Origin of the sequence: Rhizobium sp. B230/85 (assembly GCF_019355735.1) — a bacterium.
Taxonomy (GTDB): Bacteria; Pseudomonadota; Alphaproteobacteria; order Rhizobiales; family Rhizobiaceae; genus Rhizobium; species Rhizobium rhododendri.
Window position 1 is genome coordinate 823,468 of the sequence record NZ_CP072157.1, and the last position, 24,800, is coordinate 848,267.

The window sequence follows — 24,800 nt, forward strand, 5'->3', positions numbered from 1 at the left end:
ACCTCGCCGGAGTTGGTCAGCCTAGGGCTTGGCTGACCAGTCCGTAGATCGTCGGGCGGGGTTCATCGCCCGGGCGATCCAGCAACCAGCGACCGCCAAGCGACATGCTGGTGACCGTATCGAAGACCGGCATCCCCGATTGCGTCAGGAACTCGGCAAAGTCACCCATCGCCTGGCGCGTATCGATGCGTAGGAAGGCGCCGGCATGTATTTCGACGTGCGGGGCCGTCACGGCGATCGCATCGGCGTCATCGACGGCCACGACCGGACCGATCACGGTGCCCCGTCCGAAATTGCGTGCGAGGGAAAATGCGGCGATCCGGCCGCCGCGTATCAGCGCCACGCCCTTGGAAGCATGCAGCAGACGGCCAAGCAGCGCTGCCCTGTCGGTGCCATAGGCGGCGCGGTCGAGCGCTGCAATCTCCGCCAGATCGTCCAGCGTCACAGCGCGCAGAATAGCCTGCTCTGGGAGCGGCGGCTCGCCAGATAGCACCGCGGTTCCCTGGCACTGATAGACGGTTTTTTCTGCGGTGAAGCCCATGGAAAGATAGAGCCGCCGCGCCGCCCGTGTCGCATTGAGGCGCAGCGGACGCGACCCGGTTTGTCTCAAGACATGGTCCATCAGCCAGCGGCCATGGCCATGCGCCTGCAGCCTCGGCGAGGTAATGACCATGCCGACCGTGACAAAATCGTCCGACAACGGAAACCACATGGCCGAGCCGATGGCACGGCCGATCTCGTCCTGCGCCACCACGCCGGACCCGATCTCGCGCAGCATCAGCCAATCCTTCACCCGGTGCGGCCAGCCGACGGCAAGCGACAACGCATGCAGCTTTTCGGGATCGGTTCCGGCGATGTCGCAAAGCTGCAGGTCAAAGGACTCCAGCCGCATCGTTTCTTCTGTGGTCAATTCCCCCTCCGTCGCCCGCACTCCACGATAGAGAGCCGGGCGGGCGACGACAATCGTCACCACCCCGTAACATCCATCTTGAACTGTCGATTTTCCGCCATTCGACACCGAAGATTTCGCTTCAAATACGGTCTTTTTCAGCAGTTTGCGCTGCAGCGGACGAACCTTCGGGAGACCCGTGCCGGAATGTCTCCCTATGCTGCGGTCGACACACGAGGGACGGTTGCGCGATGCATGAGCAGGACATTCTTGAACGGCTGGTCGCCTTCCCCTGTGTGGTCGGCACTGCCAACCATGACATCGTCGCGTGGATCCGTCGCCATGCAGAGAGCTGCGGCGCCAACGTGACGGTGGCGATGGGGCCGGAGGGCGACCGCGCCAATCTCTTTGCGACGATTGGCCCGAGAGACGTCCCGGGCATCCTTCTCTCCGGGCACATGGATGTGGTGGCGGCCGGTGAACAGGGTTGGACCTCCGATCCTTTCCGTCTGCGCGCAGACGGAGACAGGCTCTACGGACGTGGCACCAGCGACATGAAGGGGTTCCTCGCCTGCGCCCTCGCAGCCCTGCCGGCGCTGGCCGCCATGCCCCTGACGCAGCCCGTGCATCTGGCCTTCTCCTATGACGAAGAGGCCGGTTGCCGAGGCGTGCCGCATCTGCTTCGGTTGCTGCCCGACCTCTGCGCCAAACCTCAGGGCTGCATCATCGGCGAACCCAGCGGCCTGCGTGCGATCCGCGCCCACAAGGGCAAGGCTGCCGCCCGCATCGAGATCCGCGGCCTCACCGGCCATTCCTCGCGTCCGGATCTCGGCGCGAATTCCATCCATGCGATGGCATCGGTGCTCGGCGAGGCAGTCGCCTCCGCTAGACGCCTTCTAAATGGTCCTTTTGACAGCAACTTCGAGCCGCCCTACTCCTCGTTGCAGGTCGGCGTCGTCAGCGGTGGCCAGGCTGTCAACATCATCCCGGATTTCTGCACCGCCGACGTCGAGGCGCGCGCCATAGCGGGCGTTTCGCCCTCGACACTGTTGCAGCCGCTAAAGTCTGCCCTGCTCGCCCTGGAAACACAAGGCTTCACCACCCGCTGGGACCTGCTCAGCGAATATCCGGCCTTGTCGCTTGCAGCCGACGCCCCTCTGGTAGGCCTACTGGAAGCGTTGACGGGACAACCGCCGCTTGCCGCCGTCAGCTACGGCACCGAGGCCGGACTATACCAGGCCGCCGGCATGGATGCGATCATCTGCGGGCCGGGCGATATCGGTCGCGCCCACAAGGCCGACGAGTATATCGAAGTGGGCGAGCTCGCCGCATGCCGGAAGATGATCGAAGACCTCGGGCGGCGATCATGCGCCTGAGAGCGATCTCCACAGATTGCCTTGGCAGTTGATCGACACCTCCCACACCAACGAGCGGGACAATCGAATGGCCTTTCTATTCAACTCGGACGCAGCGCGCGCCCGGATATTTGCCGCAGAGTTCGCCCGCGAGCTGCCTCGTCTGCCGTTCGTGACCGATGCGAAGTCGGTTGCTCCAGAAGACGTGCGCTACCTGCTGACCTGGACCGCGCCCGACGACCTTAAGCGCTACACCAATCTCGAAGTGCTGTTTTCCATCGGCGCCGGGGTGGATCAGTTTGACGGTCTAGCCCTGCCGGACAGCGTCAAGCTGGTGCGGATGGTGGAGGACGGGATCGTGCGGATGATGCAGGAATATGTGACGCTAGCCGTACTGGCCTTGCACCGGGACCTGCCGGGCTATCTCGCACAGCAGCAACAGGGCGTTTGGAAATCCCGCCCAGTGCGTCAGGCGCCAGACCAGCGTGTCGGTGTGCTCGGTCTCGGACTGCTCGGAAAGGCTGTGCTGGAGCGCCTCGGGCCATTCGACTTTTCGCTGGCGGGGTGGAGCCGCTCGCCTCGTGAGATCGAAGGCGTCTCATGCTTCAACGGCGAAGACCAGCTCGATGCATTTCTGGCGCGCACCGACATCCTGATCTGCCTCCTGCCGCTAACGCCGCAGACCCGGGGCTTGCTCAATACGGACCTCTTTTCGAAGTTGCCGGCCGGCGCATCGCTGATCCATGCGGGTCGCGGGCCGCAACTCGATCAACAGGCATTGATCGACGCGCTGGACAGCGGGCACCTTTCCGGTGCGGTGCTCGACGTTACCGATCCTGAACCCCTCCCCGCCAGCGATCCCCTCTGGCAACACCCGAGAATCATCCTGACGCCGCATATCGCCAGCGTCACCCAACCCGAGACTGCCGCCAAGGCCGTCATCGCCAACATCCACCGTCACGAGGCCGGGAAGGACCCGATCGGCCTCGTCGACCGCAAGCGCGGCTACTGACACTAAAAAGGAAAGAAAACACATGTCCCTTCTCAAGCTTATCGACACCAACCCGACCACGGCTCCGCGCGAATCGAAGCCGACGGCCGAGCGCCTGATCTCCGGCGATCCGTCCTTCAAGACCTGGCCGCAGGACGCCTCGCGCGACGACAGCGTGCTGACCGGCGTATGGGAAGCGACCCCCGGCGAGACCCATTCGATCAAGGGGACGACCTACGAGTTCTGCCACCTCATCACCGGCGTTGTTGAAATCGTCGAGAAGGACGGCGAGACCTATACCTATCGCGCCGGCGACAGTTTTGTCATGAAGCCCGGCTTCGTCGGCATCTGGCGTACGATCGAGACCGTCCGCAAGATCTACGTCACCGTCAACTGAATTTTCCCCTGCGGGACAGCATCTCTCGCCAGTGCGCGCGGCACGATATCGCCGCGCTCAAAGCCGCCGAAGAATGCGCTGCGAACGCACCGGTAAACGGGAGATTCCATCGCCGCCCGGGCCACAGTCGACGCAAACTGCGCGGCAATGACCGCTAGTTTCGGTGGTCTGCCAACGCCCAGAGGAAATGCCATGTCGCTGAGCTTCAATCCCGATTCCGTGCAGCTTCCCCACGGACATTTCATCGGCGGGCGGATGATCGCGGCAAAGGGTGAAATTGCCATGCACCGCCCCTCCGACGGCGCCGCGTTCGCCGATTGCCCCATAGCAGGGGCTGATCTTGTCGACGAGGCCGTTCAGGGCGCAAAACGCGCCTTGAAGGAAAGCGGCTGGGCAGATGTGAGGCCGCGCGAACGCACGCGGATGATGCATCGCTGGGCCGACCTGATCGAGGCCGAGGCGGAAACACTTGCAAGGATTGAGGCAATCCCCTCGACGCGCCCCGTCGGCCACCTCATCCAGGGCGATATCGCCATCAGCGCCGAACAGATCCGCTTTTTTGCCGAGTTCGCCGACAAGGAGGGCAGCGACCTCGTGCCGACGAGCAAGGACAGCCTCGGCATGATCATGTCCGAACCCTATGGCGTGGTCGGCGCGATCACCCCCTGGAACTTTCCCCTGTCGATGGCCGCCTGGAAACTCGGGCCGGCGCTGGCTGCGGGCAATGCCGTGGTGCTCAAACCATCCGAACTCACGCCGTTTTCGACGCTCTATCTTGCCGAGCTCTCGGTGCGCGCCGGCCTGCCCGCTGGCCTTATCAACATCGTGCTCGGCGATGGCGCGACGACCGGGACTGCAATCACCGGCCACCCGGAGATCGGCAAGATCAGCTTCACCGGCTCGACAGCGGCCGGACGTGCCATCATGGCCAACATCGCTCAAACGGGCATCAAACCGATGACGCTCGAGCTCGGCGGCAAGAGCCCGCAGCTGGTCTTTGCCGATGCCGACATTGCCCGCACCGCAAAGGCCGTGGCGCAGGGCATCCTGTCAAATGCCGGGCAGGCCTGCGTCGCCGGATCGCGGCTGATCGTCCACCAGTCGGTGGCGGCTCAGCTGATCGATGCGCTTACATCAGCCATGGACGACATTACCCCAGGCCCGACATGGGACGAAAAGACGCAATATTCGCCGATCATTTCCGAGCGCCAGATCGGCCGCATCGACAGCATCGTCAGGGCATCGGTCGCCGAGGGTGCCGAATGCCTGCGTGGCGGCCAGATGCTGGAGCGCGACGGATATTTCTATGCACCGACACTGATCGCAGGCGTCACCCCATCCTCCCCTGCCGTGACCGAGGAAATCTTCGGCCCGGTGCTGACGATCCAGACATTCAAAGAAGAGGAAGAGGCCTTGGCGCTGGCCGACCACCCGACCTACGGGCTTGCGGCCGGCGTTTTCACGACCGACCTGTCGCGGGCAATCCGGGTGACGAAGCGACTGCAGGCCGGTACGATCTGGGTGAATCGCTACGGGCGTTCGCGCGACCACATCCTTCCGACAGGCGGCTACAAAAGCTCCGGCATCGGTAAGGATCTCGGCCGCGACGCTTATCTCGCCAATCGGAAATCCAAAAGCGTCCTGATCGACCTGTAAAGGAAAAATCCATGAAGACCTATTCCATAGCCCTGATCCCCGGCGACGGCATCGGCGTTCCCGTCATCGACGCCGCCTGGCAGGTGCTGGAGGCAGCCTCGAAGCAGGCGGGCTTCAAGCTGAACGGCACGACCTTCCCCTGGTCCTGCGCCTTTTACAAGGAAGCCGGCGCGATGATGCCCGCAGACGGTATCGAGACCCTTCGCAAACACGATGCCATCCTGCTAGGTGCCGTCGGCTGGCCGGCGGAGGTGCCCGATTCCGTATCGCTGCACGGCCTGCTGCTGCCGATCCGCAAGGCCTTCGTGCAATATGCCAACATCCGTCCGCATCGTCTTCTACCGGGCGTCGAAGGTCCGTTGAAGTCGACGGGCTTCGATATCCTCTGCATCCGCGAAAACACCGAGGGCGAATATTCCGGTGCCGGCGGCCGCGTGCATGTCGGCACGCCCGACGAAGTCGCCGTCGAGACGTCGATCTTCACCCGCAAGGGTGTGGAGCGCATCCTGCGCTTCGGCTTCGAGCAGGCCCGCCTGCGCCGCAAGATGCTGGCCTCCGTCACCAAGTCGAATGCGCAGAAATACTCGATGGTGTTCTGGGACGAAGTGACGGCGCAACTGTCCGCCGAGTATCCGGATGTCGAGGTGAAAAACTATCACATCGATGCGATGGCGGCGCGCATGGTGATGGCACCGGACAGTCTCGATGTCGTCGTTGCGTCCAACCTGTTCGGCGATATCCTGACCGATCTCGGCGCCGCCATCCAGGGCGGCCTCGGCTTTGCAGCCTCCGCCAACATCAATCCCGATCGCACCGCGCCATCGATGTTCGAGCCGGTGCATGGATCGGCGCCCGATATCGCCCATCTCGGCATTGCCAACCCGATTGCCACCATCTGGTCGGCAGCGATGATGCTGGAGCATCTCGGCGAGCCCGCCGCGGCAGCCGGGATCATCAAGGCCATCGAAACTGCGACCGCAAGCGGCATCGGCACAAGGCCGGGCCGCGACAAAACCGACGCGATCACTGCCGCTGTGCTTTCGACGCTTTGCTGACGAGAAGGAACGCCAAAATGGACACTCTGAAGGACAACAACCTCTTCCAGCAGCAATGCGTCATTGACGGCATCTGGCGCAACGCTGCCTCCGGTTCGTCGGTGCCGGTCACCAATCCGGCGACGCAAGGTATTATCGGGCACGTTCCCGATGTCAGCGGCGATGAAACACGCGAGGCAATCGCAGCAGCGCGGGCAGCCTTCGCCCCCTGGAAGGCCAAGACCCATGCGGCACGGGCAGCGCTCTTGGAAGCCTGGCACCGCTTGATCCTCGAAAACGAGCAGGATCTCGCCATGATCCTGACCCTCGAGCAGGGCAAGCCGCTGGCGGAAGCGCTGGGCGAAATCCGCTATGGCGCATCCTTCGTCAAGTGGTTTGCCGAGGAAGCCCGCCGCGTCGGCGGAACGACCGTCCCATCGCCCACGGCAGATCGCCGGATCATCGTGCTGAAGGAGGCCGTCGGCGTCTGCGCCATCATCACGCCGTGGAATTTCCCGAACGCCATGATTACCCGCAAGGTCGCTCCAGCGCTTGCGGCCGGCTGCACCGTGGTCGTCAAGCCTTCTGAATTCACGCCATTTTCCGCGCTGGCCCTTGGCGTGCTGGCCGAGCGTGCCGGCATCCCGGCAGGTGTCATCAATATCGTCACGGGCATGCCGGCCGAGATCGGCAATGAGATGATGGCGAACGAGATCGTGCGCAAGATATCCTTTACCGGATCGACCCGCGTCGGCTCGCTTTTGATGAGGGGCGCCGCCGACAGCATCAAGCGCCTCAGCCTGGAACTCGGCGGCAACGCGCCGTTCATCGTCTTTGACGATGCCGATATCGATCTGGCGATCGACGGCGCGCTCGCGTCCAAGTTCCGCAACGGCGGGCAGACCTGCGTCTGCTCCAACCGCATTCTTGTGCAATCCGGCATCTATGACACGTTTGCCGAAAAGCTGGCGGCCCGGGTCTCCGTCATGAAGGTCGGCCCGGGGGCCGGCGAACCCGTGGATATCGGACCGATGATCAACGCGGCGGCCATCGACAAGATCGATCGCCATATCGAGGATGCACTTGCCAAGGGCGCTCGCATCATTTCCGAGAGACCTGCAATGCCAGATGGCAAGCAATATGCCGTCCCTGTCGTGCTTGGTGGCGCCACAACGGACATGCTGCTGGCCAATGAAGAGACGTTCGGTCCGGTCGCTCCGCTGTTCCGGTTCGAGACCGAAGAGGAAGCCATCGAAATCGCCAACGCCACCCCGTTCGGCCTGGCGTCCTATTTCTACACCGAGAGCCTGCGACGCTCATGGCGGGTGGCGGAGGCGCTCGAATTCGGGATGGTTGGCCTCAACACCGGCTCCGTCTCGATGGAGGTCGCGCCCTTCGGCGGCGTCAAGCAATCCGGCATCGGCCGCGAGGGCGGACAATGCGGGATCGAGGAATATCTCGAAATTAAGAGCTTCCACATCGGTGGACTTGGCTGACACGGACGCGAACAGGGGCGGAGATCACTCTCCGCCCCTTGTTCGTGAGATCTTTGGTTTACTGGAACCGGTCGAGCGTCTTGTAGTAGAGCCCGACCATCGGCAGGAACCATGGCTTGCCGAAATGGCCGGCGATAGCGGGCCATTCAAGACCGGAGACTGGGTTACGGTCGGCTTTGCCCATGATCGCGTCGGCGATGACGATCCCCATGTGGCTTGCCATCTGCGCTCCGTGGCCGGAATAGCCCATGGCATACCAGACACCGTCGGCAAAGCCGGCGCGCGGGAAGCGATCCTTGGTCATGTCGACGAGGCCACCCCAGCAATAATCGATCTCGACCTGACCCAGCTGCGGAAAGATCTGGCGCAGGCTCGCCTTCAGGATGGCGCCGCTCTTGTCGTCTGAGCGTTGATCCGACGATGCAGAAAACCGGGCACGGCCGCCGAAGATCAGCCGCTGGTCCGGCGACAGGCGGAAGTAGTTGCCGATGTTGAGCGAGGTGACGCAGGTGCGGTTGCCCGGCATGACGTCGGCGACCTCGGCATCAGTCAGCGGCCGGGTGGCCAGCAGGAAGCTTCCGACCGAGACGATGCGGCGCCGGAAAAAGCCGAAGGGACCGGAGGTATAGGCACCCGTTGCCACAAAGACTGCATCGGCTGTGACACTGCCACGCGCTGTGGTCAGCGTATGCCTGGCGCCTGCCACACTGCGGTCCGTCACCGCGGCATTCTCGAAGATCACCGCGCCATGGCGCACGGCGGCGTTGGCAAGCCCCGCGACGTAGCGGCCCATGTGCATCATGGCGCTCTTTTTCGACAGCATGGCGCCGTGGAAGGCGTTCGAGCAGATCTCGTGCCGCAGGTCAGTCGCCGTCAACAGGGCCGTGTCGGGATCGACGTCCCGGTTGACGAGCTCGAAATTGGCGGCGATCGATTTGAAATGCTCCGGCTTCGAGGCGAGCTTCAGCTTGCCGGCACGGCGAAAATTGCAGTCGATGCTCTCCTCCGTAACGATGCGCTCAATGGTATCGATGGAAGCGTCGAAGGCGCGGTAGAGCGCCTTCGCCCGTTCCGCCCCGAGTTCCTTCCGGGCAGAGGCAAAACCGTGGGCGATGCCGTTGTTGAGGTGTCCACCGTTGCGACCCGATGCGCCCGCGCCGACATGGGCCGCCTCGAGAACGACGACCTTGACCCCGGCCTTCGCCAGGTGCCGGGCTGCCGACAGGCCACCGAAACCGCCGCCGATCACGGCCACATCGTAATGGCCTTCGACCGGGCCTTTGCTGGCCGCCGCGAAAGCGGGCGCTGTATCGTGCCAGTAGGACTTGAACTGCATCGCCATCCCCGTCAGAGCCCGACGACGCCGGGCAGGCCCGAAATGTCCTTGATCTCGGTATATTCATAATAAGGATTGGCCGGCTCATGGCCACGGTTGACCCAGACCTTGTTCTTGATGCCGAGATCGTGGGCCGACATCAGATCGTAGCGGAACGACGAGGAGCAATGCAGAACATCTTCCGGACCGCAGCCGAGCATGTCGAACATATATTCGAATGCCTGGAAGCGCGGCTTGTAGGCATTGGCTTGCTCAGCGGTGTAGACCGCATGGAATGGCGCGCCGAGCTTTTCGACGTTCGACATGATCTGCTCGTTCATGGCGTTCGACAGGATAACCAGCGGAATTTCCTTGGCGACCTTGGCAAGGCCAGCCGGAACGTCGGCGTGCGGGCCCCAGCTCGGCACTGTCTCGTAGATCGAGCGCGCATCCGCATCGTTGAAGGCGACGCCGTTCCTCTTGCAGGTGCGCTCGACGGCATTGTGGATGACTTCGTTGTAGGGCTTCCAGTCCCCGAGGATCTCGTCGAGGCGATAGGCGGCGAAATTCTTGATGAACTGCTTCATGGCGGCGGCTTCGAGTTGGCCGCCATAGATCTTCTCGGCCGCCTCCGCCATCTGGAAATGGGTCAGCGTTCCGTAGCAGTCGAAGGTGATGTATTTGGGCCGAAACTGGGACATCGCTCTCAAATTCCTTACTGGTTTTGGGCTGGTGACGGGATATTGGCGCCATGGCCGGGCGCCTTGTTGCCCCGATCATAGTCGCGTCCCGGATATGTCGTTGACCGCAATTGCTGTGACTGAAAGCAGATTGTTGCGTATCTCACTAGCCGTTTGGCAGAGAGTTGCGCCGGCTGTCCCGGCCGGTCGTCCCTGTCGCCCGGCATGGCTCGACCCACGGCATAAGATGCGGCGCCCCTCCGGAAAGACGATGCAAACATGTTGCCGCCAACCCCATGGTCAGGAGGTTCTACCTGCACGCCGGCGCTATCAATGAAGACAGGACAGGATTATCCGGAACAAGAGAATGCCGCCAGACCAGATCGACCCCAGCCACATCGACCCAAGCCACATCGACCCCAGCCACATCGACATCGTGAAGTTTTCTGCCGACCATCTCGAAGGCGCGCTGACGCTCTCGCGTCAGGCCGGCTGGCCGCACCGCCTGGAAGACTGGGCGATGGTGCTCTCGCTCAGCGTCGGCTTCGTGGCCATAGAGAACGGTCGCGTAGTCGGCACCACCTTCGTGACCCCCTACGGGACTGCGGCCGCCACCATCAACATGGTCATCGTTGACGAGGCGATGCGCGGCCGTGGCATCGGACGGCGGCTGATGGATATGGCGCTCGCCGAATGTGGCGATCGCGAGTGCCGCCTGAACGCCACAAAGGAAGGCCTGCCGCTCTACACCAAGCTTGGCTTCAAGGAGACCGGTCGGATCCTCCAGCATCAGGGCGCCCTGGGTGCTGGAAATGGTGAAGCCAGCCTCGACTGGGCAAGTGTCGAAGACCTTGCCGATTGCGCAACGCTGGACCAGTCAGCCTCCGGCCTCGAACGCTTCGACCTTATAGAGGCGCTGCACCAGGCCGGCCGGATCGCCGTCTTGCGCCCCGCCGGCAAGATCACCGCCTTTGCCGCCATGCGCGCGTTCGGTCGTGGCGAGGTCATCGGTCCAGTGGTGGCCGCGAATGCTGACGAGGCCAAGGCCCTCATCGCCGGTCTGATCGAAGCCCGCCACGGGGAATTCGTCCGCGTCGACACCACCGAGGCCTGCGGCCTTGCATCGTGGCTGGAGGCGCAGAGCCTTGCCAATGTCGGCAGCGGCATCGCCATGCAGCGCAATGCCAAGCCTTCCACCGGGACATCCGCGTTTCAAACCTTTGCCCTTGCAAGCCAGGCGCTTGGCTAAATCAGGAGACGACCATGCTGAGCAACTCTCTCATCGAACTCGACCGCGCCCACCTCGTCCATCCGGTCGCGTCCTACAGGACCCACGAGAAAATCGGCGTGCGGGTTTTGAAATCCGGCAAGGGTGCGACGGTCACGGATGCCTCTGGCCATCAGCTTATCGATGGTTTTGCCGGGCTCTGGTGCGTCAATGCTGGCTACGGCCAGGAAAGCATCGTCGAGGCCGCCGCACAGCAGATGCGCGAATTGCCCTACGCCACTGGCTATTTCAGCCTCGGTTCCGAGCCCGCCATCCGCCTTGCCGCTGAACTTGCCGATCGGACGCCCGGCGATCTCAACCATGTCTATTTCACGCTCGGCGGCTCCGATGCGGTCGACAGCACGGTTCGCTTCATCCGCTATTATTATCATGCCAAGGGCATGCCCGGGAAAGACCAGTTCATCTCCGTCGAACAGGGCTACCACGGCTCATCGACGGTTGGCGCCGGGCTGACGGCCCTGCCGGTGTTTCATGCAGGCTTCGGCATCCCGTTCGACTGGCAGCATAAAATCCCGTCTCATTACGCCTATCGCAACCCGGTCGGCAGCGACGATGCGGCGATCATTGCTGCATCGACTTCAGCGCTGCGTGCCAAGGTCGAGGCTCTCGGCGCGGACCGCGTCGCTGCATTCTATGTCGAGCCGATCCAGGGGTCCGGAGGCGTTATCGTGCCGCCGAAAGGCTGGATCAAGGCGATGCGCGATCTCTGCACCGAACTCGACATCCTGTTCATAGCCGACGAAGTCATCACCGGGTTCGGCCGCACCGGACCGCTGTTTGCCTGCAGCGAGGAAGACATCGTTCCGGATTTCATGACCGTCGCCAAGGGGCTGACCTCAGGCTATGTGCCGATGGGCGCCGTCTTCATGACGGACAAGATCTACCAGACCATCGCCGACGGTGCCGGCAGCGCTGCAGTCGGACACGGATATACCTATTCCGCCCATCCAGTCAGCGCCGCCGTCGGCCTCGAAGTGCTGCGCCTCTACGAAGGCGGGTTGCTGGAGAATGGCCGCAAGGTCGGTGCCCGACTGATGGAGGGCTTGCACAGCCTCGCCAGCCATCCGCTGGTCGGCGAGGTCCGTGGTCGCGGAATGCTGGCGGCGCTCGAACTCGTCACCGACAAGGAGCGCAAGACCCCGCTGCCGGCGGCGTCGGACCCATCTCGCCGCATCTTCGACCGCGCCTGGGACAACGGGCTGGTCGTGCGCGCCTTCGGCAACGGCATTCTCGGCTATGCGCCGCCGCTCTGCTGCACGGAGACCGAAATCGACGCCATCGTCGAGCGGACCCGCAAGACGCTGGACCAGACGCTGGAAGATCCGGATATCCGCGCCGCCATGGCATGATCACCGGTTCCCCATCAGAGAGAAATCATGTGGGCCGAAATACCGCGTCGGCTGAATATTCGGAATTTTCTGCCGTGGCACTTCCGTCTTTAAGCGCATTCGGTGCCCGTTAACTGAGACACTGTCCTCCAACCGGCGGTCAAAAGCCGCAAACAAAGCGATCAGGCGGTCTCAACATGGTCGTATCGCCTTAAATGCACACAGCATATCGTTCTGTTACGGCGCTGCAGAGGAGGACCAAGGGTCCACCGAGAAAGGACTAGAGGCTTGGAAAAGGCATTTGGAAGCTTCAAATATCTGACCTTCGACGTGGTCGGCACGCTGATCGATTTCGAGGGCGGTCTGGTCGGCTGCCTGCAGGAAATCGCTGCGGAAAACGGCAAGTCCGTCGATGGCGAGACCGCGCTCAGCCTCTATCGCAACGCCCGCTACATGCCGGATGTCGGCCTTTTTCCGGACGATCTCGTGCGTGTCTACATAGTCATTGCGCCGGCCCTCGGACTGCCGGCTGATGCCCGGTACGGTGAGCGACTGCGGGACTCGGCAAAGTCGTGGAAGGCATTTCCAGACAGCGCCGATGCAATGGCCCGGCTTGCCAAGCGCTTCAAGCTCATCGCCATGACAAATGCCCAGCGCTGGGCGTTCGAGTGCTTTTCGCAGGCGCTCGGCAATCCGTTCTACAAGGGTTTTACCGCCGACGACACCGGCACGGAAAAGCCGGACCCGGCCTTTTTCGAGCATGTGCTTGCCTTCGTAGCTTCAGAAGGCGGCTCCCGCGCAGACATCCTGCATGTCGCGCAGAGCCAGTATCACGACATCGGGATCTCCAGGCAGCTTGGCATAGCAAACTGCTGGATCGAGCGTCGCCATGCCCAGAAGGGCTATGGCGGCACGATCGAACCGGCAGCCTTCACCAAGCCGGATTTCCACTTTACCTCCATGGCGGCGCTTGCGGATGCCGTGGAACAGACGAACGCCGCCTGAGGCCTCAACGGGCCCCGGACGGATACGGCAATGCCTTCAAACAATCAATAAAAGGGGAATGCGCATGTCTGACAATAAACTCCTCAACTGGACATCTTCCGACGATGCCATGGTCGAGAACGCCATTCGCCGTGGTGCGAGCCGCCGCGATCTTCTGAAGATGATGATGGCCGGAGGCCTTGCCGCGACCGCCGGCAGCCTGATCCTCGGCCGCGCCAACAGTGCGATTGCCGCTACGCCCGTTTCCGGTGGATCGCTGAAGGCAGCCGGCTGGTCGGCCTCGACGGCCGATACGCTGGACCCGGCCAAGGCATCGCTATCGACTGACTACGTCCGTTGCTGTGCCTTCTACAACCGCCTGACTTTCCTCGACAAGGCCGGCGTAACGCAGATGGAACTTGCCGAAAGCGTCGAAAGCTCGGACGCAAAGGTCTGGACCGTGAAACTGCGCAAGGGCGTCACGTTCCATGACGGCAAGACGCTGAAGGCCGCCGACGTGGTCTACTCGCTGAAGCGCCACCTCGATCCGGCCGTCGGATCGAAGGTCAATTCGATCGCCAAGCAGATGACCGGTTTCAAGGCCGTCGACGACCTTACCGTCGAGATCACGCTCGCCAGCCCCAATGCCGACCTGCCGACCATTCTCGCCATGCATCACTTCATGATTCTGGCCGACGGCACGACAGATTTTTCCAAGGCGAACGGCACCGGCGCGTTTGTTTGCGAAGTGTTCGAGCCCGGCGTGCGTTCGCTTGCGACCAAGAACAAGAACTACTGGAAGCAGGGCGGCCCGCACCTCGACAGCTTCGAGTTCTTCGCCATCTCCGACGACAGCGCCCGTGTCAATGCGCTGATTTCCGGCGACATCCAGCTCGCAGCCTCGATCAATCCGCGCTCCATGCGCCTGCTCGAAACCCAGCCCTCCGTCGCCATCTCCAAGACGACATCGGGCAACTACACCAACCTCAACATGCGCCTCGATATGAGCCCTGGTAACAAGGCCGACTTCGTCACCGGCATGAAGTACCTGCTCAACAGGGAGCAGATCCAGAAATCAGTGCTGCGTGGCCTTGCCGAGATCGGCAACGACCAGCCGATTTCCCCGGCCAGCATCTATTATAATGCCGACCTGAAGCCCAAGGCCTTCGATCCCGAAAAAGCCAAGTTCCACTTCCAGAAAGCCGGCGTGCTCGGACAATCGATCCCCGTCGTGGCCTCGGACGCGGCCACCTCGTCCATCGACATGGCGATGGTCGCCCAGGCAGCCGGCGCCGAGATCGGCATGAAGCTCGACGTCCAGCGCGTTCCCTCAGATGGCTACTGGTCGAACTACTGGCTGAAGGCGCCGATCCACTTCGGCAACATCAATCCACGCCCGACGCCCGACATCCTGTTCTCGCTCCTCTATTCCTCCGATGCCCCCTGGAACGAGAGCCAGTACAAGTCGCCCAAGTTCGACAAGATGATGATCGAAGCGCGCGGCATGCTGGACCAGGCAAAGCGCAAGGAAATATACAACGCGATGCAGGTGATGATCGCGGAAGAGGCCGGCACGGCCATCCCCGCCTTCATTTCCAATGTCGACGCCATTTCCTCCAAGCTCAAGGGGCTGGAATCCAACCCGCTCGGCGGCATGATGGGATATGCGTTCGCGGAGTATGTCTGGCTCGAGGCCTAGCACCGCCATGAAGCCGGCCGGAGATCGATCGTGTCTCCGGCCTCCCTCCATGCTACAGTGCTTTGAAAGCACCGTCCCCCTGCGGAGCGCCCATGAACCTCCACGTCCTCGTGTTGGTGATCAACCGATTGCTCGTGGCTGTCGTCACCTTGCTGATCGTGTCCTTCACCGTGTTTTTCGCAACCGAGATGTTGCCGGGCGATGTCGCCCAGATCCTTCTCGGCCAGGCAGCGACACCGGAAGCCGTGGCCGGTCTGCGGACCGCGATGCATCTCGACGACCCTGCCTTCTACCGGTTCATCCACTGGCTCGGCGGTTTTGTCACCGGCGATCTCGGCATCTCCTATGCCAACAACATGGCCATCGCAAAGCTGATCGGTCCGCGCTTCCTGAGCACGCTGAAACTGGCAACTGCCACCGCCCTTTTCTCCGTGCCGCTGGCCCTGACGCTCGGCATCACCTCTGCAATAGCCAGGGGCTCGATCTTTGACCGGATCGTCACCACGGTGACCATCGCGGTGATCTCCGTGCCAGAATTCATGGTCGCGACATCAGCCGTTCTCGTCTTCGCAGTCTATCTGAAGTGGCTTCCGGCGCTCTCCTTCGCCAACGAGGTCCACAGCTTCGGCGAGCTTCTGCGGGTCTTTGCCATGCCGGTGATCACGCTGAGCTTCGTCATATCGGCGCAGATGATCCGCATGACGCGGGCAGCGGTGATCGAAACGCTGGGAACTCCCTACATCGAAATGGCGCTTCTGAAGGGAGCATCGCGAACGCGGATCGTCTTGAAGCATGCGCTTCCCAACGCCCTCGGACCGATCGTCAATGCCGTCGCCCTGTCGCTTTCCTACCTTCTCGGCGGCGTCATCATCGTCGAGACGATCTTCAACTATCCCGGCATCGCCAAGATGATGGTAGATGCGGTGGCGACGCGCGATCTTCCGCTCATCCAGACCTGTTCGATGATCTTCTGTTTCGGTTACCTGATCCTGATCACGATCGCCGACATCATCGCCATCATGTCCAATCCGAGGCTGCGCTGACCATGGCAAATTACTCCGTATCCCCGGCACGTTTCGGCTACCGCTTCAACATCGTCGGCATCCTCGGGCTGACCATCATCCTTACCTGGGCACTGGTGGCCATTTTCGCGCCCCTGCTGATCCCCTATTCCATCGGCGATATCGTCGACTACGACTACTTCGGACCGATCTCGGCAAAATTCCTGCTCGGCACCGACTATCTCGGCCGAGACATCCTGTCCCGTATCCTGATGGGCGCGCGCTACACCGTGGGAATCTCGCTTGCCGCCGTGGCTGTCGCCTGTTTCACCGGGGTCGCGCTCGGCATGAGCGCTGCCGTCGCCGGCGGATGGTTCGACACCTGCCTCTCCCGTTTCCTCGACGCCCTGAGCTCCATTCCGAGCAAGCTCTTCGGGCTCGTCGTCGTGGCCGCCGTCGGGTCCTCCATACCAGTGCTTATCGTCACGCTGGCGGTGATCTACACGCCGGGCGCCTATCGCTTCAGCCGGGCGCTCGCCGTCAACATCAATACGATGGACTATGTCACTGTCGCCCGGGCGCGCGGCGAGAAGACCATCTATTTGATCGGCTCGGAAATCCTGCCGAACATCCTCGGCCCGGTACTGGCCGATCTCGGCCTGCGCTTCGTCTTCATCGTCCTGCTGCTGTCCGGCCTGTCCTTCCTCGGCCTCGGCGTTCAGCCGCCGAACGCCGACTGGGGCGCTCTTGTGCGCGAAAACATCGGCGGCCTGCCTTTTGCAGCTCCTGCGGTGATCTTTCCATCGATCGCCATCGCCAGCCTCACCATCAGCGTCAATCTCCTGATCGACAACCTGCCGCATAAAATCAGAGACCGGAGCATGTGATGGCAAACCTTGTCGAAGTCCGCAATCTAGAGGTCGAGGCGAAAACCGATGCCAACCGCACCGTGGCAATCATCCGCGATGTCAGTTTCGATATCGCTGAGGGCGAGATCGTTGCGCTGATCGGCGAAAGCGGCTCGGGCAAGACGACCATTGCCCTGACGATGATGGGCCATACGCGCCCGGGCTGTCGCATCAGCGGCGGTTCGGTCATATTGTCCGGCAACGACATGGCCGCCCTGCCCGAAAAGCGCCTCGCCAGCCTGCGCGGCACGGAAGTTGCATACGTGCCGCAAAGTGCTGCCGCAGCCTTCAATCCGGCGCAGACAATCATGGATCAGGTGATCGAGGTCGTGCGCATCCACAAGCTGATGCCCATCGACCAGGCCCGCTCGCGGGCGGTCGAACTGTTCAAGGCGCTGGCCCTGCCCGAAGCCGAGACCATCGGCGCGCGCTATCCGCACCAGGTCTCAGGCGGCCAGTTGCAGCGGCTCTCAGCCGCCATGGCGCTGATCGGCAATCCGAAGCTGGTGATCTTCGACGAACCGACAACGGCGCTCGATGTGACCACCCAGATCGACGTGCTCAGGGCCTTCAAGTCGGTGATGAAAAAGGGCGGTCTTGCCGGCGTCTATGTTTCCCACGACCTCGCCGTCGTTGCCCAGATTGCCGATCGCATCGTCGTTCTGAAGGAAGGTGAAATCCAGGAAATCGGCAAAACGGCGCAAATCCTGGCATCTCCGCAGCACCCCTACACTCGCCAACTCGTGGCAGCCTTCAAGCCGACGCTGCGGATCCCGCCGGCCCCTGTAGAGCAGGCGGCGCGACAGCCGCTGCTGGAGGTGGATGCATTGTCCGCCGGCTATGGCCCGATCCAGTCGAATGGATTGCCGCTCGCACTGGCGCTGAAATCCGTCAGCCTGAAACTCGATTACGGCCAGAACCTCGGCATCGTTGGGGAATCCGGCTGCGGAAAGTCGACACTGGCCCGGGCAATAGCCGGCATCCTATCGCCGGCGTCCGGCCATATCATTTTCGACGGCAAGGAACTGGCGCCAAACGCTGCCAGCCGCCGTCGCGACGAATTGCGCAAGCTACAGATCGTCTTCCAGTTCGCAGATACCGCGCTCAACCCGTCCAAATCGATCTCGGACATTCTGGAGCGACCGCTTGCCTTCTATCACGGCATGGCGAAGGGCCAGCGGCAAGCCCGCATCGACCAGCTGCTCGATATGGTGCATCTGCCGCGCAGCGTGAAATACCGGCGACCTGCCGAATTGTCGGGCGGGCAGAAACAGCGCATCAATCTGGCAAGAGCGCTTGCGGCCGAGCCCAAACTCATTCTTTGCGACGAGATCACCTCGGCCCTCGACACGGTCGTGGCTGCGGCGATCATCGATCTGCTGAAAGAGCTGCAGACCGAGCTCGGGCTTTCCTACATCTTCATCAGCCATGATCTCTCGGTCGTGCAGGCGATCTGCGACGAGATCGCAGTGATGTATGCCGGCGAAAAGATCGAACAGATGGCACCGTCCGACTTCGGCAATCCCGACGGACATCCCTATTCGCGGCTCCTCTATTCCTCAGTGCCGAAGCTCGATCCCACCTGGCTCGACGGCCTCGAGCGGGACCCTGAACTTGTTGCGGCCTTTGCAAAGCGCTGAGGTTTACATCGGGAAAAGGCTGGTCAGCGGCATATGCGACCGGGTGATCGGCGACTTCAGCACGACGAAGCTGAAATATTTGTCGATGCCGATATCCATGTCGATGAGGCGTTCCATGATCGTCTGGTATTCGGTGATGCTGCCGGTGACGAACTTGATGAGATAATCGTATCCGCCCGAGACCAGATGGCACTCGATGACGGAATCGACCTTCTCGATGGCCGCCAGAAACCGGGCGAAATCGATCTGCCGGTGGTTCTTCAACGTCACTTCCGTGAAGACCGTCAGGGTCTGCCCGAGCTTGGCAACGTTGATCTGCGCCGAGTAGCTGACAATATAGCCTTCCGCCTGCAGCTTCTTGACCCGCATCAGGCAGGGACTGGGCGACAGGTTGACCAGATCCGCCAACTCCACATTGGTGATGCGGCCGTTCTTCTGCAGTTCGGAGAGAATCTTGATGTCGATCCGGTCGAGTTTCATCAGCACTCCATGACGTCCGGTGTTCATTCACCGCGCTTGCTGCAGCATATTATGCGGAATGAAAAATGCATCAAGCCGGGCAAGGCCGCTCTCGCCATGCAAATCGCGCAATTGACAAGTTAAGCAGAATAATCTTCCAGCGACGGCAGTCTCGCCATGAAATGCTGATTGGGCATGCTCTGCGGCAAACGCTAGCGCAGGCCTCTGGCTATAATTATGTCTTCATTGGAGAAATCGTATGCCCGCCCCGCTTTTGAAGATCGAGACAACACCGGATTTGCCTGCGGAAGCGGATGTCGTCGTTATCGGCGGAGGCGTCGTCGGCGTCTTCTCGGCATATTATCTCGCCCGTCGCGGCTTTCGCGTCGCACTTGTCGAAAAGGGCTACGTCGGCGCGGAGCAATCCAGCCGAAACTGGGGTTGGTGCCGCCAGCAAAATCGAGATGCCCGCGAATTGCCGATGGCGACGAAAAGTCTCGCCCTGTGGGACAAGCTTGCCGGCGACCTCGGCGAGGACGTCGGCTTTACCAGGTGCGGGCTGCTTTATCTGAGCGTCAACGAAGCCGAGATAGCCGGCTGGGCCCGCTGGCGCGATTTTGCGGCAACCGTCGGGGTCACGACGCACGTGCTCACTGCCGATGAGGCCACTCAGCGCGGACAGGCAACCGGCAAGCGCTGGAAAGGCGGCGTATTTTCGCCGACCGACGGCATCGCCGACCCGGCCCGTGCGGCACCGATCGTGGCACGCGGCATCATCGCGGCCGGCGGTTCCGTCCACCAGCTCTGTGCTGCGCGGGGCGTTGAAACCGAGGCTGGGCGCGTCAGCGGCGTGATCACCGAGGCCGGCACCATCCGAACAAAGACCGTGGTGCTGGCCGGTGGCGCCTGGGCCTCCTCCTTCTGCCGCCAGCTGGGCATCCGCTTTCCGCAAGCCTCGGTCCGGTCGTCGATCCTGTCGGTGGGACCGGGCGCCGAAGGCATTCCAGATGCGCTTCACACTGCCGAGGTTTCGGTGACGCGTCGGGGCAATGGCGGTTACACCCTGGCCATCAGCGGCCGGGCGCGTGTCGATCCAACGGCGCAACAGGTGCGCTTTGCCCGGGAGTTCGTTCCGATGTTTGCCAAGCGCCGCCGCAGCCTGGCGCTGGGCGGGGCCGAGGGATGGCGATCGGGACACGAGAGCGTCACGAGATGGCGGCTCGACGCCCCGACCCCGATGGAGCGCAATCGCGTCCTCGACCCGACGCCGGATCAATCGCAGATCGATGAGACGCTGCGGCGGGCCCGAAAACTGCTGCCGGGACTAAGAGATATCGGGCAAGAGAGCGCCTGGGCCGGCTATATCGACAGCACGCCGGACGGGGTTCCAGCCATCGGCGAGATTGCGAGCCTACCCGGGCTGATCCTCGCGGCCGGCCTCAGCGGCCATGGCTTCGGCATCGGACCGGGTGCCGGCCATCTGGTGGCTGACATCATTGCCGGAACGCCGCCGCTGGTAGACCCGGTGCCTTACGATCCCGCGCGGCTGAGCAAGTCGGTCTGGGGCAAGGTCGCCGACTTCTGAGCCTGCCGACGCCACGGGGCGCCGGTGACGCTCAGCGCGACGCGACCCAGTTCTGCCACTCGCCGCCGCTGCCGTGGAACACGTTGAGGTCGATCTTGCCACGCACGCCGTCCGTCAGGCCGGAGCCGGAATATTGCCAGAACAGCCATTTCCGCCCGGGATAGAGTTCCGACGGATGAGCGGCAACGGAGCGCAGCCAGAAGGGATAATCCAGCAGTTCGCCCTGCAGGTTGTCGCGGTAGAAATCCGGCGCCGTGTAGATGATCGGCCGGCGGCCATAATGGCGCTCCAGCTTCTCGGCGAAGACCTGGATCTTTTCGAGCACTTTTGCCCGTGAAATCCGCTGCTTGCAGGCCGATTGGCCGTTCCATTCGACATCGATGACGGGCGGCAGCGCATTGGCCTCGCGTGGTACGTTGCGGATGAACCAGTCGGCCTGCTCGCCGGCTGTGCGGCACCAGTAGAAGAAGTGGTAGGCGCCGCGGCGCACGCCAGCTTCCTTGGCCTTGCGCCAGTTGGTCTTGAACATCGGATCGAGATGGTCGCCACCATCGGTAGCCTTGATATAAGCGAAGTTCGCTCCTTGCGTCCGCAGGCGGTCCCAGTCGATATCGCCCTGCCAGCGCGAAACGTCGACGCCGTGGACCTCGAGCTTGCGCGGGTTGGATCGCCCGAAATTCATCGGCTTGGCATCCCTGAACCGATGGCCGTAGATCTGCCCGGCCGAGCGTGCGGCGGAAGGCATCTCCGGCATCGCCATCGCCACCTGGAGCGCGGGCCGCGAGCCCGGCACTGGCAGGCCGATGTTGCCGGAAGGAGAGGCAAAGCCCAATGGTTCCGGCATTGCCCCTGCCAAATTCGACTGGCCGCGCGCGGCCACGACTTTCGGCGCGGACTGCCCGACATTGGCCGGCGGCACCACGGCCGATGGTCGGGTGATCGAACCCGTCGTCTCCTGTGAGGGGACAGCGGCGGCGGCAGCCTCGGGCGCCGAACGCGATGTGCAGCCGGACAAAAGCACGCAGGCCGAGACGATTGCTGACAAAATGAATGAACGCATGAGAACCCGTACGCAAGACAATCGCCCATGGAGACGGGCGAATGACCGCGCCGGCGCCAATTACTAACGCCAGATTAGCAAAAAAGACTGAATGCGATCTTTACGCAGCAGACATTTGCATTTTTCCTCGCACCGCAAAGCGAGGTATCTCGTTCAACATTCCGTCATCCGCCGGACAATGCCCTCCGTTTCGATATTCGTGCCCGAAAGTCTGCAGGTCGTTACTTCCTGAACAGCCTCTCCAGGAACGTGACGAACGACGGCCGCCACACATCCATCTCGTGCTGCAGGCCAGGATATTCGTGGTATTCATAAGCGATCTTGTTCTTGTCCAATGTCGCTTTGAGGCCGGCGATGTCCTTGCCGGTCACCTGATCCTTGGTGCCGACCGTCACGGTGAAATTGCGCAGGTTCCTGTTGATCCTGGCAGCATCGTTCAAGGCATCGTCAACGGCCTTGTTGGGGACAGTCGTGGTCGACACGCCGCTGAAGGTCGCCACCCAGCCGAATGTGCCGAGATGCGAAAGGCCGGAGACAAGCGCCTGGTATCCGCCCTGCGACAGACCGGCCACGGCCCGGCCGTCGGCGTCGTTGCGAACCCGGTAGTGGCTTTTCATATAGGGAATGAGGTCTTCCATCAGCTCGCGGTCCGCTGCCTCAGCATTGACGGGATAGAATGTCTTGCGCCGGTCTGCGGCGGGGAAATTCTCGGCGATGGCCTCATCCACATCGGTCTCCGTGTCCGGAATAACGACGATCATCGGCCGGATCTTGTTTTCCGCCATGAGATTGTCGAGGATCTGCGGCGCCCTGCCCTGGCTAATCCAGGACGCGGCGGTGTCGCCGAAGCCGTGATAAAGATAGAGCACGGGGAGCCGCTTGGAGGCGTCGCTGTAGCCGGGCGGCGTATAGACATACATCTGCCGCTCGGATTTCAGAGCCTTCGAATGCAGCGTTACGAGCCTTAGATCGCCGTGTGCGACATTGCGGGTGTCGAGAATACTTCCGGGCACCAGAATGAGGCTGCTATTGACTTGCCGCTGCGGTTTGGGCGCATTGCTGCCGGTATCGATGCTGCGGAACCCGTCGACGTTAAAGTAGTATTCATAGAGATTGGGCTTCAGCGGTTCGCTTTGCATAGACCACACGCCGGTGTCGCTACGCTGCATTGGCATTGGATCGCCGGTCCCCAGCACCACAGACACGGATTTGGCCGACGGCGCATACAAGCGGAAGATGATCGATCCGTCTTTCTCGACCGAGGTCACGAACTCTTTCAACGGACGGTCCGAGGGCGCCGCCGCCGGCAGATCGACAGCAGACGCGGGTATGCCGATCAGGCATCCGGCAATCGAGAGAACAGGCAAAAGCAACCGCATGAAAACCTCCTCCAAAAAATTTCAAAACAGACGACTCGGCTGGTCAGCCTAAGGATGGCCCATAAACTTTCAACATAATTACACTGGGGAGCAGAAAAGGGTACCGACCGAGAGGCAGATAGCGGGTTGGAAAGGAAGCAGCGCGTTTGAGCCTCTCCTCGCCGGACAATGGCCATAGGCACGCCCTGCCCTTCACGGCACGGGTTACCTTTTCTGACATACCCCCTCCTTTGACCCTCGGTTTTGCAATGACAGGATCTTTATAGTAATGGTTCGGTCTGAGCCTGGAACTTGCCCGTTGCGGGCGACATGGTGCGCGCCCTCGTGAGCCTGGCGGAGCACGCCTTGGGGGGTCTGGACGGCATAACCATGCTGCTCCTGCGCCAGGAGCTGTTCATCTATATGTATGTGAGGAAGGACGCGGCCCTCTCGTCCCAGATCGAGCGCACGCAATCGACCCTTTCGGACCTGCTGTGCTTCGAGACCGGGGCGCAGACCGGCTGCCCTTCGGCAGGACCTCCTTTAGCGACCTGGTGAGCTCCTGAACGCGGCCGAGGCGGATGTCCTCGTCTCGCATGTGCTTTTCGAAAGCCGCCTACCGGGCTACTCGAACTTGTCGATCATGAGCTTGCTGATCTCGCTTCCGGAGAAGCGCTGCGGGCCAGTGTCCGTGCTCGTGCGGAGGCTTTCTTAACCGGTCGAACCTATCGTTCTGCAACGCTGTGTATTTCACTGATATAGCCTCCTGGAAACTCCACCATCGCTGCCTCCCGTCCGTTGGCTGCGAATGGCGGGACGAGGATTCGCGCACCCGATGCCGTCGCTTTCCCGAGCGTTGCCTCAAGGTCGGTCACCTCGTAGCCTGTCGTCTCCCGGCCGAAGGGGTAAGGCAGATGACCATCGGTCACCAGCACCGTCACTGTTCCAAAGGCCGATTCCAGCTGGATGCGGCGATACGTGTCGGCGCGATCACGGCCGATGTCGGTACCCGCCGCGTCACTGGTATCGGACACTACCCTGCCTTGCGAGAATTTTACGAAATCCGCGACAAAGACATCCGCAACGTCTGGAGACAGGTAGACGCGATTTTCGGGAACGGTTTGAAGCGGCGCATAGGCCGGTGCCTTGGTATGCCAGTAAAGCTGCATGTTGACGCCACCCGGCCATTGAACGATGGCATCCCGGCCAATCGGATCGGGATAACTGTCGACAACGACGGCGGCGCCTGCTTTCCGGGCCGCGGCAATGGCGCTGTCGAGATCCTTGACCAGATAGCCGGTCCGCTCGGTGCCGAATGGATAGGGTATCGGCGTCTTGAAGCCGAAAAGAGAAACCAGCCCTGCCGGTGTCTGGATCAACTGCGATGTCGTGGAGCTCGGCGTGGGCGTCACCGTCGCGACCACCTGCTTCGTCGATGTGCCGCCAAATGTCGCCGTGAAGCTGGCAATGAAACGATCGACGTCACCAACGTCGAGATAGACGTGGGTCGTGTCGTATTGCGGACCCACGGCAACGCCGGCGTCGGCAGCAAAAGCCGCTATGGGAGGCAAGGCAAGCATTGCCACAGCCACAGTCAGTCGCAGGCCCCGTTCTCTTGTCGTTTGCATGCACATGGGGAAAATTCCTCGAATAGGATTGGAATGCCATCGTGGCTCA

At 62.0% G+C, this 24,800-nt stretch carries 22 protein-coding genes and 1 pseudogene; 15 read left to right on the forward strand and 8 right to left on the reverse strand.

Translation table 11 applies throughout. The features are described 5' to 3' along the window. Positions 1 to 16: 16 nt before the first annotated feature. Positions 17 to 892, reverse strand: coding sequence for a GNAT family N-acetyltransferase (locus J5289_RS21865; protein WP_209207331.1), 876 nt, complete (start codon positions 890 to 892; stop codon positions 17 to 19). A 248-nt stretch (positions 893 to 1,140) separates the two neighbouring features. Between J5289_RS21865 and argE the strand changes: the two genes are divergently transcribed. The 3 genes from argE (at position 1,141) to J5289_RS21880 (ending at position 3,632) form a co-directional block, all read left to right on the forward strand. After that, positions 1,141 to 2,265 carry an acetylornithine deacetylase gene (gene argE, locus J5289_RS21870; RefSeq protein ID WP_209207298.1) on the forward strand — a complete coding sequence of 375 codons (1,125 nt, stop codon included), beginning with the start codon at positions 1,141 to 1,143 and terminating at the stop codon, positions 2,263 to 2,265. A gap of 67 nt (positions 2,266 to 2,332) precedes the next feature. After that, on the forward strand, positions 2,333 to 3,256 hold the full coding sequence (locus J5289_RS21875) for a glyoxylate/hydroxypyruvate reductase A (protein ID WP_209207297.1): 924 nt from the start codon (positions 2,333 to 2,335) through the stop codon (positions 3,254 to 3,256). Positions 3,257 to 3,278: 22 nt separating this feature from the next. Further along, a complete protein-coding gene (locus J5289_RS21880) occupies positions 3,279 to 3,632 on the forward strand; it encodes a cupin domain-containing protein (RefSeq protein ID WP_111218673.1) in 354 nt (117 codons plus the stop codon). Here the strand turns inward: J5289_RS21880 and J5289_RS21885 are convergent. After that, on the reverse strand, positions 3,614 to 3,841 hold the full coding sequence (locus tag J5289_RS21885; RefSeq protein ID WP_142831270.1) for a hypothetical protein: 228 nt from the start codon (positions 3,839 to 3,841) through the stop codon (positions 3,614 to 3,616). The genes J5289_RS21880 and J5289_RS21885 overlap by 19 nt on opposite strands. Between J5289_RS21885 and J5289_RS21890 the strand changes: the two genes are divergently transcribed. Genes J5289_RS21890 through J5289_RS21900 form a run of 3 tightly spaced genes read left to right on the forward strand, consistent with a single transcriptional unit; the run spans position 3,825 to position 7,818 of the window. Then, on the forward strand, positions 3,825 to 5,288 hold the full coding sequence (locus J5289_RS21890) for an aldehyde dehydrogenase (RefSeq protein WP_209207296.1): 1,464 nt from the start codon (positions 3,825 to 3,827) through the stop codon (positions 5,286 to 5,288). The genes J5289_RS21885 and J5289_RS21890 overlap by 17 nt on opposite strands. Positions 5,289 to 5,299: 11 nt before the next feature. Further along, positions 5,300 to 6,343 (forward strand): tartrate dehydrogenase, encoded by a 1,044-nt coding sequence (locus tag J5289_RS21895; protein ID WP_209207295.1) that lies wholly within the window; start codon positions 5,300 to 5,302, stop codon positions 6,341 to 6,343. Between the two features lie 17 nt (positions 6,344 to 6,360). Next, positions 6,361 to 7,818 carry an NAD-dependent succinate-semialdehyde dehydrogenase gene (locus J5289_RS21900; RefSeq protein WP_209207294.1) on the forward strand — a complete coding sequence of 486 codons (1,458 nt, stop codon included), beginning with the start codon at positions 6,361 to 6,363 and terminating at the stop codon, positions 7,816 to 7,818. A 58-nt stretch (positions 7,819 to 7,876) separates the two neighbouring features. On the opposite strand, the gene J5289_RS21905 is transcribed toward J5289_RS21900, so the two are convergent. Together J5289_RS21905 and J5289_RS21910 are read right to left on the reverse strand one after the other, a co-directional pair. Further along, positions 7,877 to 9,154 carry an FAD-binding oxidoreductase gene (locus J5289_RS21905; protein WP_209207293.1) on the reverse strand — a complete coding sequence of 426 codons (1,278 nt, stop codon included), beginning with the start codon at positions 9,152 to 9,154 and terminating at the stop codon, positions 7,877 to 7,879. Between the two features lie 11 nt (positions 9,155 to 9,165). Beyond that, a complete protein-coding gene (locus J5289_RS21910) occupies positions 9,166 to 9,834 on the reverse strand; it encodes a haloacid dehalogenase type II (protein ID WP_143123229.1) in 669 nt (222 codons plus the stop codon). Between the two features lie 391 nt (positions 9,835 to 10,225). On the opposite strand from J5289_RS21910, the gene J5289_RS21915 reads away from it, so the two are divergent. From J5289_RS21915 to J5289_RS21945, 7 genes are all read left to right on the forward strand, one after another. Further along, on the forward strand, positions 10,226 to 11,062 hold the full coding sequence (locus J5289_RS21915; protein WP_374108614.1) for a GNAT family N-acetyltransferase: 837 nt from the start codon (positions 10,226 to 10,228) through the stop codon (positions 11,060 to 11,062). A 14-nt stretch (positions 11,063 to 11,076) separates the two neighbouring features. Continuing rightward, a complete protein-coding gene (locus J5289_RS21920) occupies positions 11,077 to 12,450 on the forward strand; it encodes an aspartate aminotransferase family protein (RefSeq protein WP_209207291.1) in 1,374 nt (457 codons plus the stop codon). 267 nt (positions 12,451 to 12,717) lie between these two features. Further along, positions 12,718 to 13,434 (forward strand): HAD-IA family hydrolase, encoded by a 717-nt coding sequence (locus J5289_RS21925; protein ID WP_209207290.1) that lies wholly within the window; start codon positions 12,718 to 12,720, stop codon positions 13,432 to 13,434. Between the two features lie 64 nt (positions 13,435 to 13,498). Beyond that, positions 13,499 to 15,112 carry an ABC transporter substrate-binding protein gene (locus J5289_RS21930; RefSeq protein WP_209207289.1) on the forward strand — a complete coding sequence of 538 codons (1,614 nt, stop codon included), beginning with the start codon at positions 13,499 to 13,501 and terminating at the stop codon, positions 15,110 to 15,112. A 92-nt stretch (positions 15,113 to 15,204) separates the two neighbouring features. Beyond that, on the forward strand, positions 15,205 to 16,155 hold the full coding sequence (locus J5289_RS21935) for an ABC transporter permease (RefSeq protein WP_209207288.1): 951 nt from the start codon (positions 15,205 to 15,207) through the stop codon (positions 16,153 to 16,155). A gap of 2 nt (positions 16,156 to 16,157) precedes the next feature. Beyond that, positions 16,158 to 17,000: an ABC transporter permease gene (locus J5289_RS21940; protein ID WP_209207287.1), complete on the forward strand. Its 843-nt coding sequence runs from the start codon at positions 16,158 to 16,160 to the stop codon at positions 16,998 to 17,000. Further along, a complete protein-coding gene (locus tag J5289_RS21945) occupies positions 17,000 to 18,661 on the forward strand; it encodes an ABC transporter ATP-binding protein (protein WP_209207286.1) in 1,662 nt (553 codons plus the stop codon). Before J5289_RS21940 ends, J5289_RS21945 begins: the two co-directional genes overlap by 1 nt. 3 nt (positions 18,662 to 18,664) lie before the next feature. On the opposite strand, the gene J5289_RS21950 is transcribed toward J5289_RS21945, so the two are convergent. After that, positions 18,665 to 19,141, reverse strand: a complete 477-nt coding sequence (locus J5289_RS21950) for an Lrp/AsnC family transcriptional regulator (RefSeq protein WP_111218735.1) — start codon at positions 19,139 to 19,141, stop codon at positions 18,665 to 18,667. 238 nt (positions 19,142 to 19,379) lie between these two features. Here J5289_RS21950 and J5289_RS21955 point away from each other — a divergent pair, with 238 nt between their 5' ends. Continuing rightward, positions 19,380 to 20,705 carry an FAD-binding oxidoreductase gene (locus tag J5289_RS21955; RefSeq protein ID WP_209207285.1) on the forward strand — a complete coding sequence of 442 codons (1,326 nt, stop codon included), beginning with the start codon at positions 19,380 to 19,382 and terminating at the stop codon, positions 20,703 to 20,705. A 31-nt stretch (positions 20,706 to 20,736) separates the two neighbouring features. On the opposite strand, the gene J5289_RS21960 is transcribed toward J5289_RS21955, so the two are convergent. Both J5289_RS21960 and J5289_RS21965 read right to left on the reverse strand, forming a co-directional pair. Next, the gene (locus tag J5289_RS21960; RefSeq protein WP_142831282.1) at positions 20,737 to 21,765 is read right to left on the reverse strand and encodes a GH25 family lysozyme; all 1,029 of its coding nucleotides are present in this window, start codon (positions 21,763 to 21,765) and stop codon (positions 20,737 to 20,739) included. A gap of 221 nt (positions 21,766 to 21,986) precedes the next feature. After that, positions 21,987 to 23,144: an esterase gene (locus J5289_RS21965; RefSeq protein WP_209207284.1), complete on the reverse strand. Its 1,158-nt coding sequence runs from the start codon at positions 23,142 to 23,144 to the stop codon at positions 21,987 to 21,989. A 291-nt stretch (positions 23,145 to 23,435) separates the two neighbouring features. Between J5289_RS21965 and J5289_RS21970 the strand changes: the two are divergent. Next, positions 23,436 to 23,651 (forward strand): annotated as a pseudogene (locus J5289_RS21970) (Fic/DOC family N-terminal domain-containing protein); the annotation flags it as partial. Between the two features lie 197 nt (positions 23,652 to 23,848). Here J5289_RS21970 and J5289_RS21975 read toward each other — a convergent pair. Then, positions 23,849 to 24,751 carry a VOC family protein gene (locus J5289_RS21975; protein ID WP_247750728.1) on the reverse strand — a complete coding sequence of 301 codons (903 nt, stop codon included), beginning with the start codon at positions 24,749 to 24,751 and terminating at the stop codon, positions 23,849 to 23,851. Positions 24,752 to 24,800 lie beyond the last annotated feature (49 nt).

Coding starts and splice junctions, on each gene's coding strand:
- J5289_RS21865 (WP_209207331.1), bottom strand. CDS start 892: ATGCGGCTGGAGTCCTTTGACCTGCAGCTTTGCGACATCGCCGGAACC.
- argE (WP_209207298.1), top strand. CDS start 1,141: ATGCATGAGCAGGACATTCTTGAACGGCTGGTCGCCTTCCCCTGTGTG.
- J5289_RS21875 (WP_209207297.1), top strand. CDS start 2,333: ATGGCCTTTCTATTCAACTCGGACGCAGCGCGCGCCCGGATATTTGCC.
- J5289_RS21880 (WP_111218673.1), top strand. CDS start 3,279: ATGTCCCTTCTCAAGCTTATCGACACCAACCCGACCACGGCTCCGCGC.
- J5289_RS21890 (WP_209207296.1), top strand. CDS start 3,825: ATGTCGCTGAGCTTCAATCCCGATTCCGTGCAGCTTCCCCACGGACAT.
- J5289_RS21895 (WP_209207295.1), top strand. CDS start 5,300: ATGAAGACCTATTCCATAGCCCTGATCCCCGGCGACGGCATCGGCGTT.
- J5289_RS21900 (WP_209207294.1), top strand. CDS start 6,361: ATGGACACTCTGAAGGACAACAACCTCTTCCAGCAGCAATGCGTCATT.
- J5289_RS21905 (WP_209207293.1), bottom strand. CDS start 9,154: ATGCAGTTCAAGTCCTACTGGCACGATACAGCGCCCGCTTTCGCGGCG.
- J5289_RS21910 (WP_143123229.1), bottom strand. CDS start 9,834: ATGTCCCAGTTTCGGCCCAAATACATCACCTTCGACTGCTACGGAACG.
- J5289_RS21920 (WP_209207291.1), top strand. CDS start 11,077: ATGCTGAGCAACTCTCTCATCGAACTCGACCGCGCCCACCTCGTCCAT.
- J5289_RS21930 (WP_209207289.1), top strand. CDS start 13,499: ATGTCTGACAATAAACTCCTCAACTGGACATCTTCCGACGATGCCATG.
- J5289_RS21935 (WP_209207288.1), top strand. CDS start 15,205: ATGAACCTCCACGTCCTCGTGTTGGTGATCAACCGATTGCTCGTGGCT.
- J5289_RS21940 (WP_209207287.1), top strand. CDS start 16,158: ATGGCAAATTACTCCGTATCCCCGGCACGTTTCGGCTACCGCTTCAAC.
- J5289_RS21945 (WP_209207286.1), top strand. CDS start 17,000: ATGGCAAACCTTGTCGAAGTCCGCAATCTAGAGGTCGAGGCGAAAACC.
- J5289_RS21950 (WP_111218735.1), bottom strand. CDS start 19,141: ATGAAACTCGACCGGATCGACATCAAGATTCTCTCCGAACTGCAGAAG.
- J5289_RS21955 (WP_209207285.1), top strand. CDS start 19,380: ATGCCCGCCCCGCTTTTGAAGATCGAGACAACACCGGATTTGCCTGCG.
- J5289_RS21960 (WP_142831282.1), bottom strand. CDS start 21,765: ATGCGTTCATTCATTTTGTCAGCAATCGTCTCGGCCTGCGTGCTTTTG.
- J5289_RS21965 (WP_209207284.1), bottom strand. CDS start 23,144: ATGCGGTTGCTTTTGCCTGTTCTCTCGATTGCCGGATGCCTGATCGGC.
- J5289_RS21975 (WP_247750728.1), bottom strand. CDS start 24,751: ATGCAAACGACAAGAGAACGGGGCCTGCGACTGACTGTGGCTGTGGCA.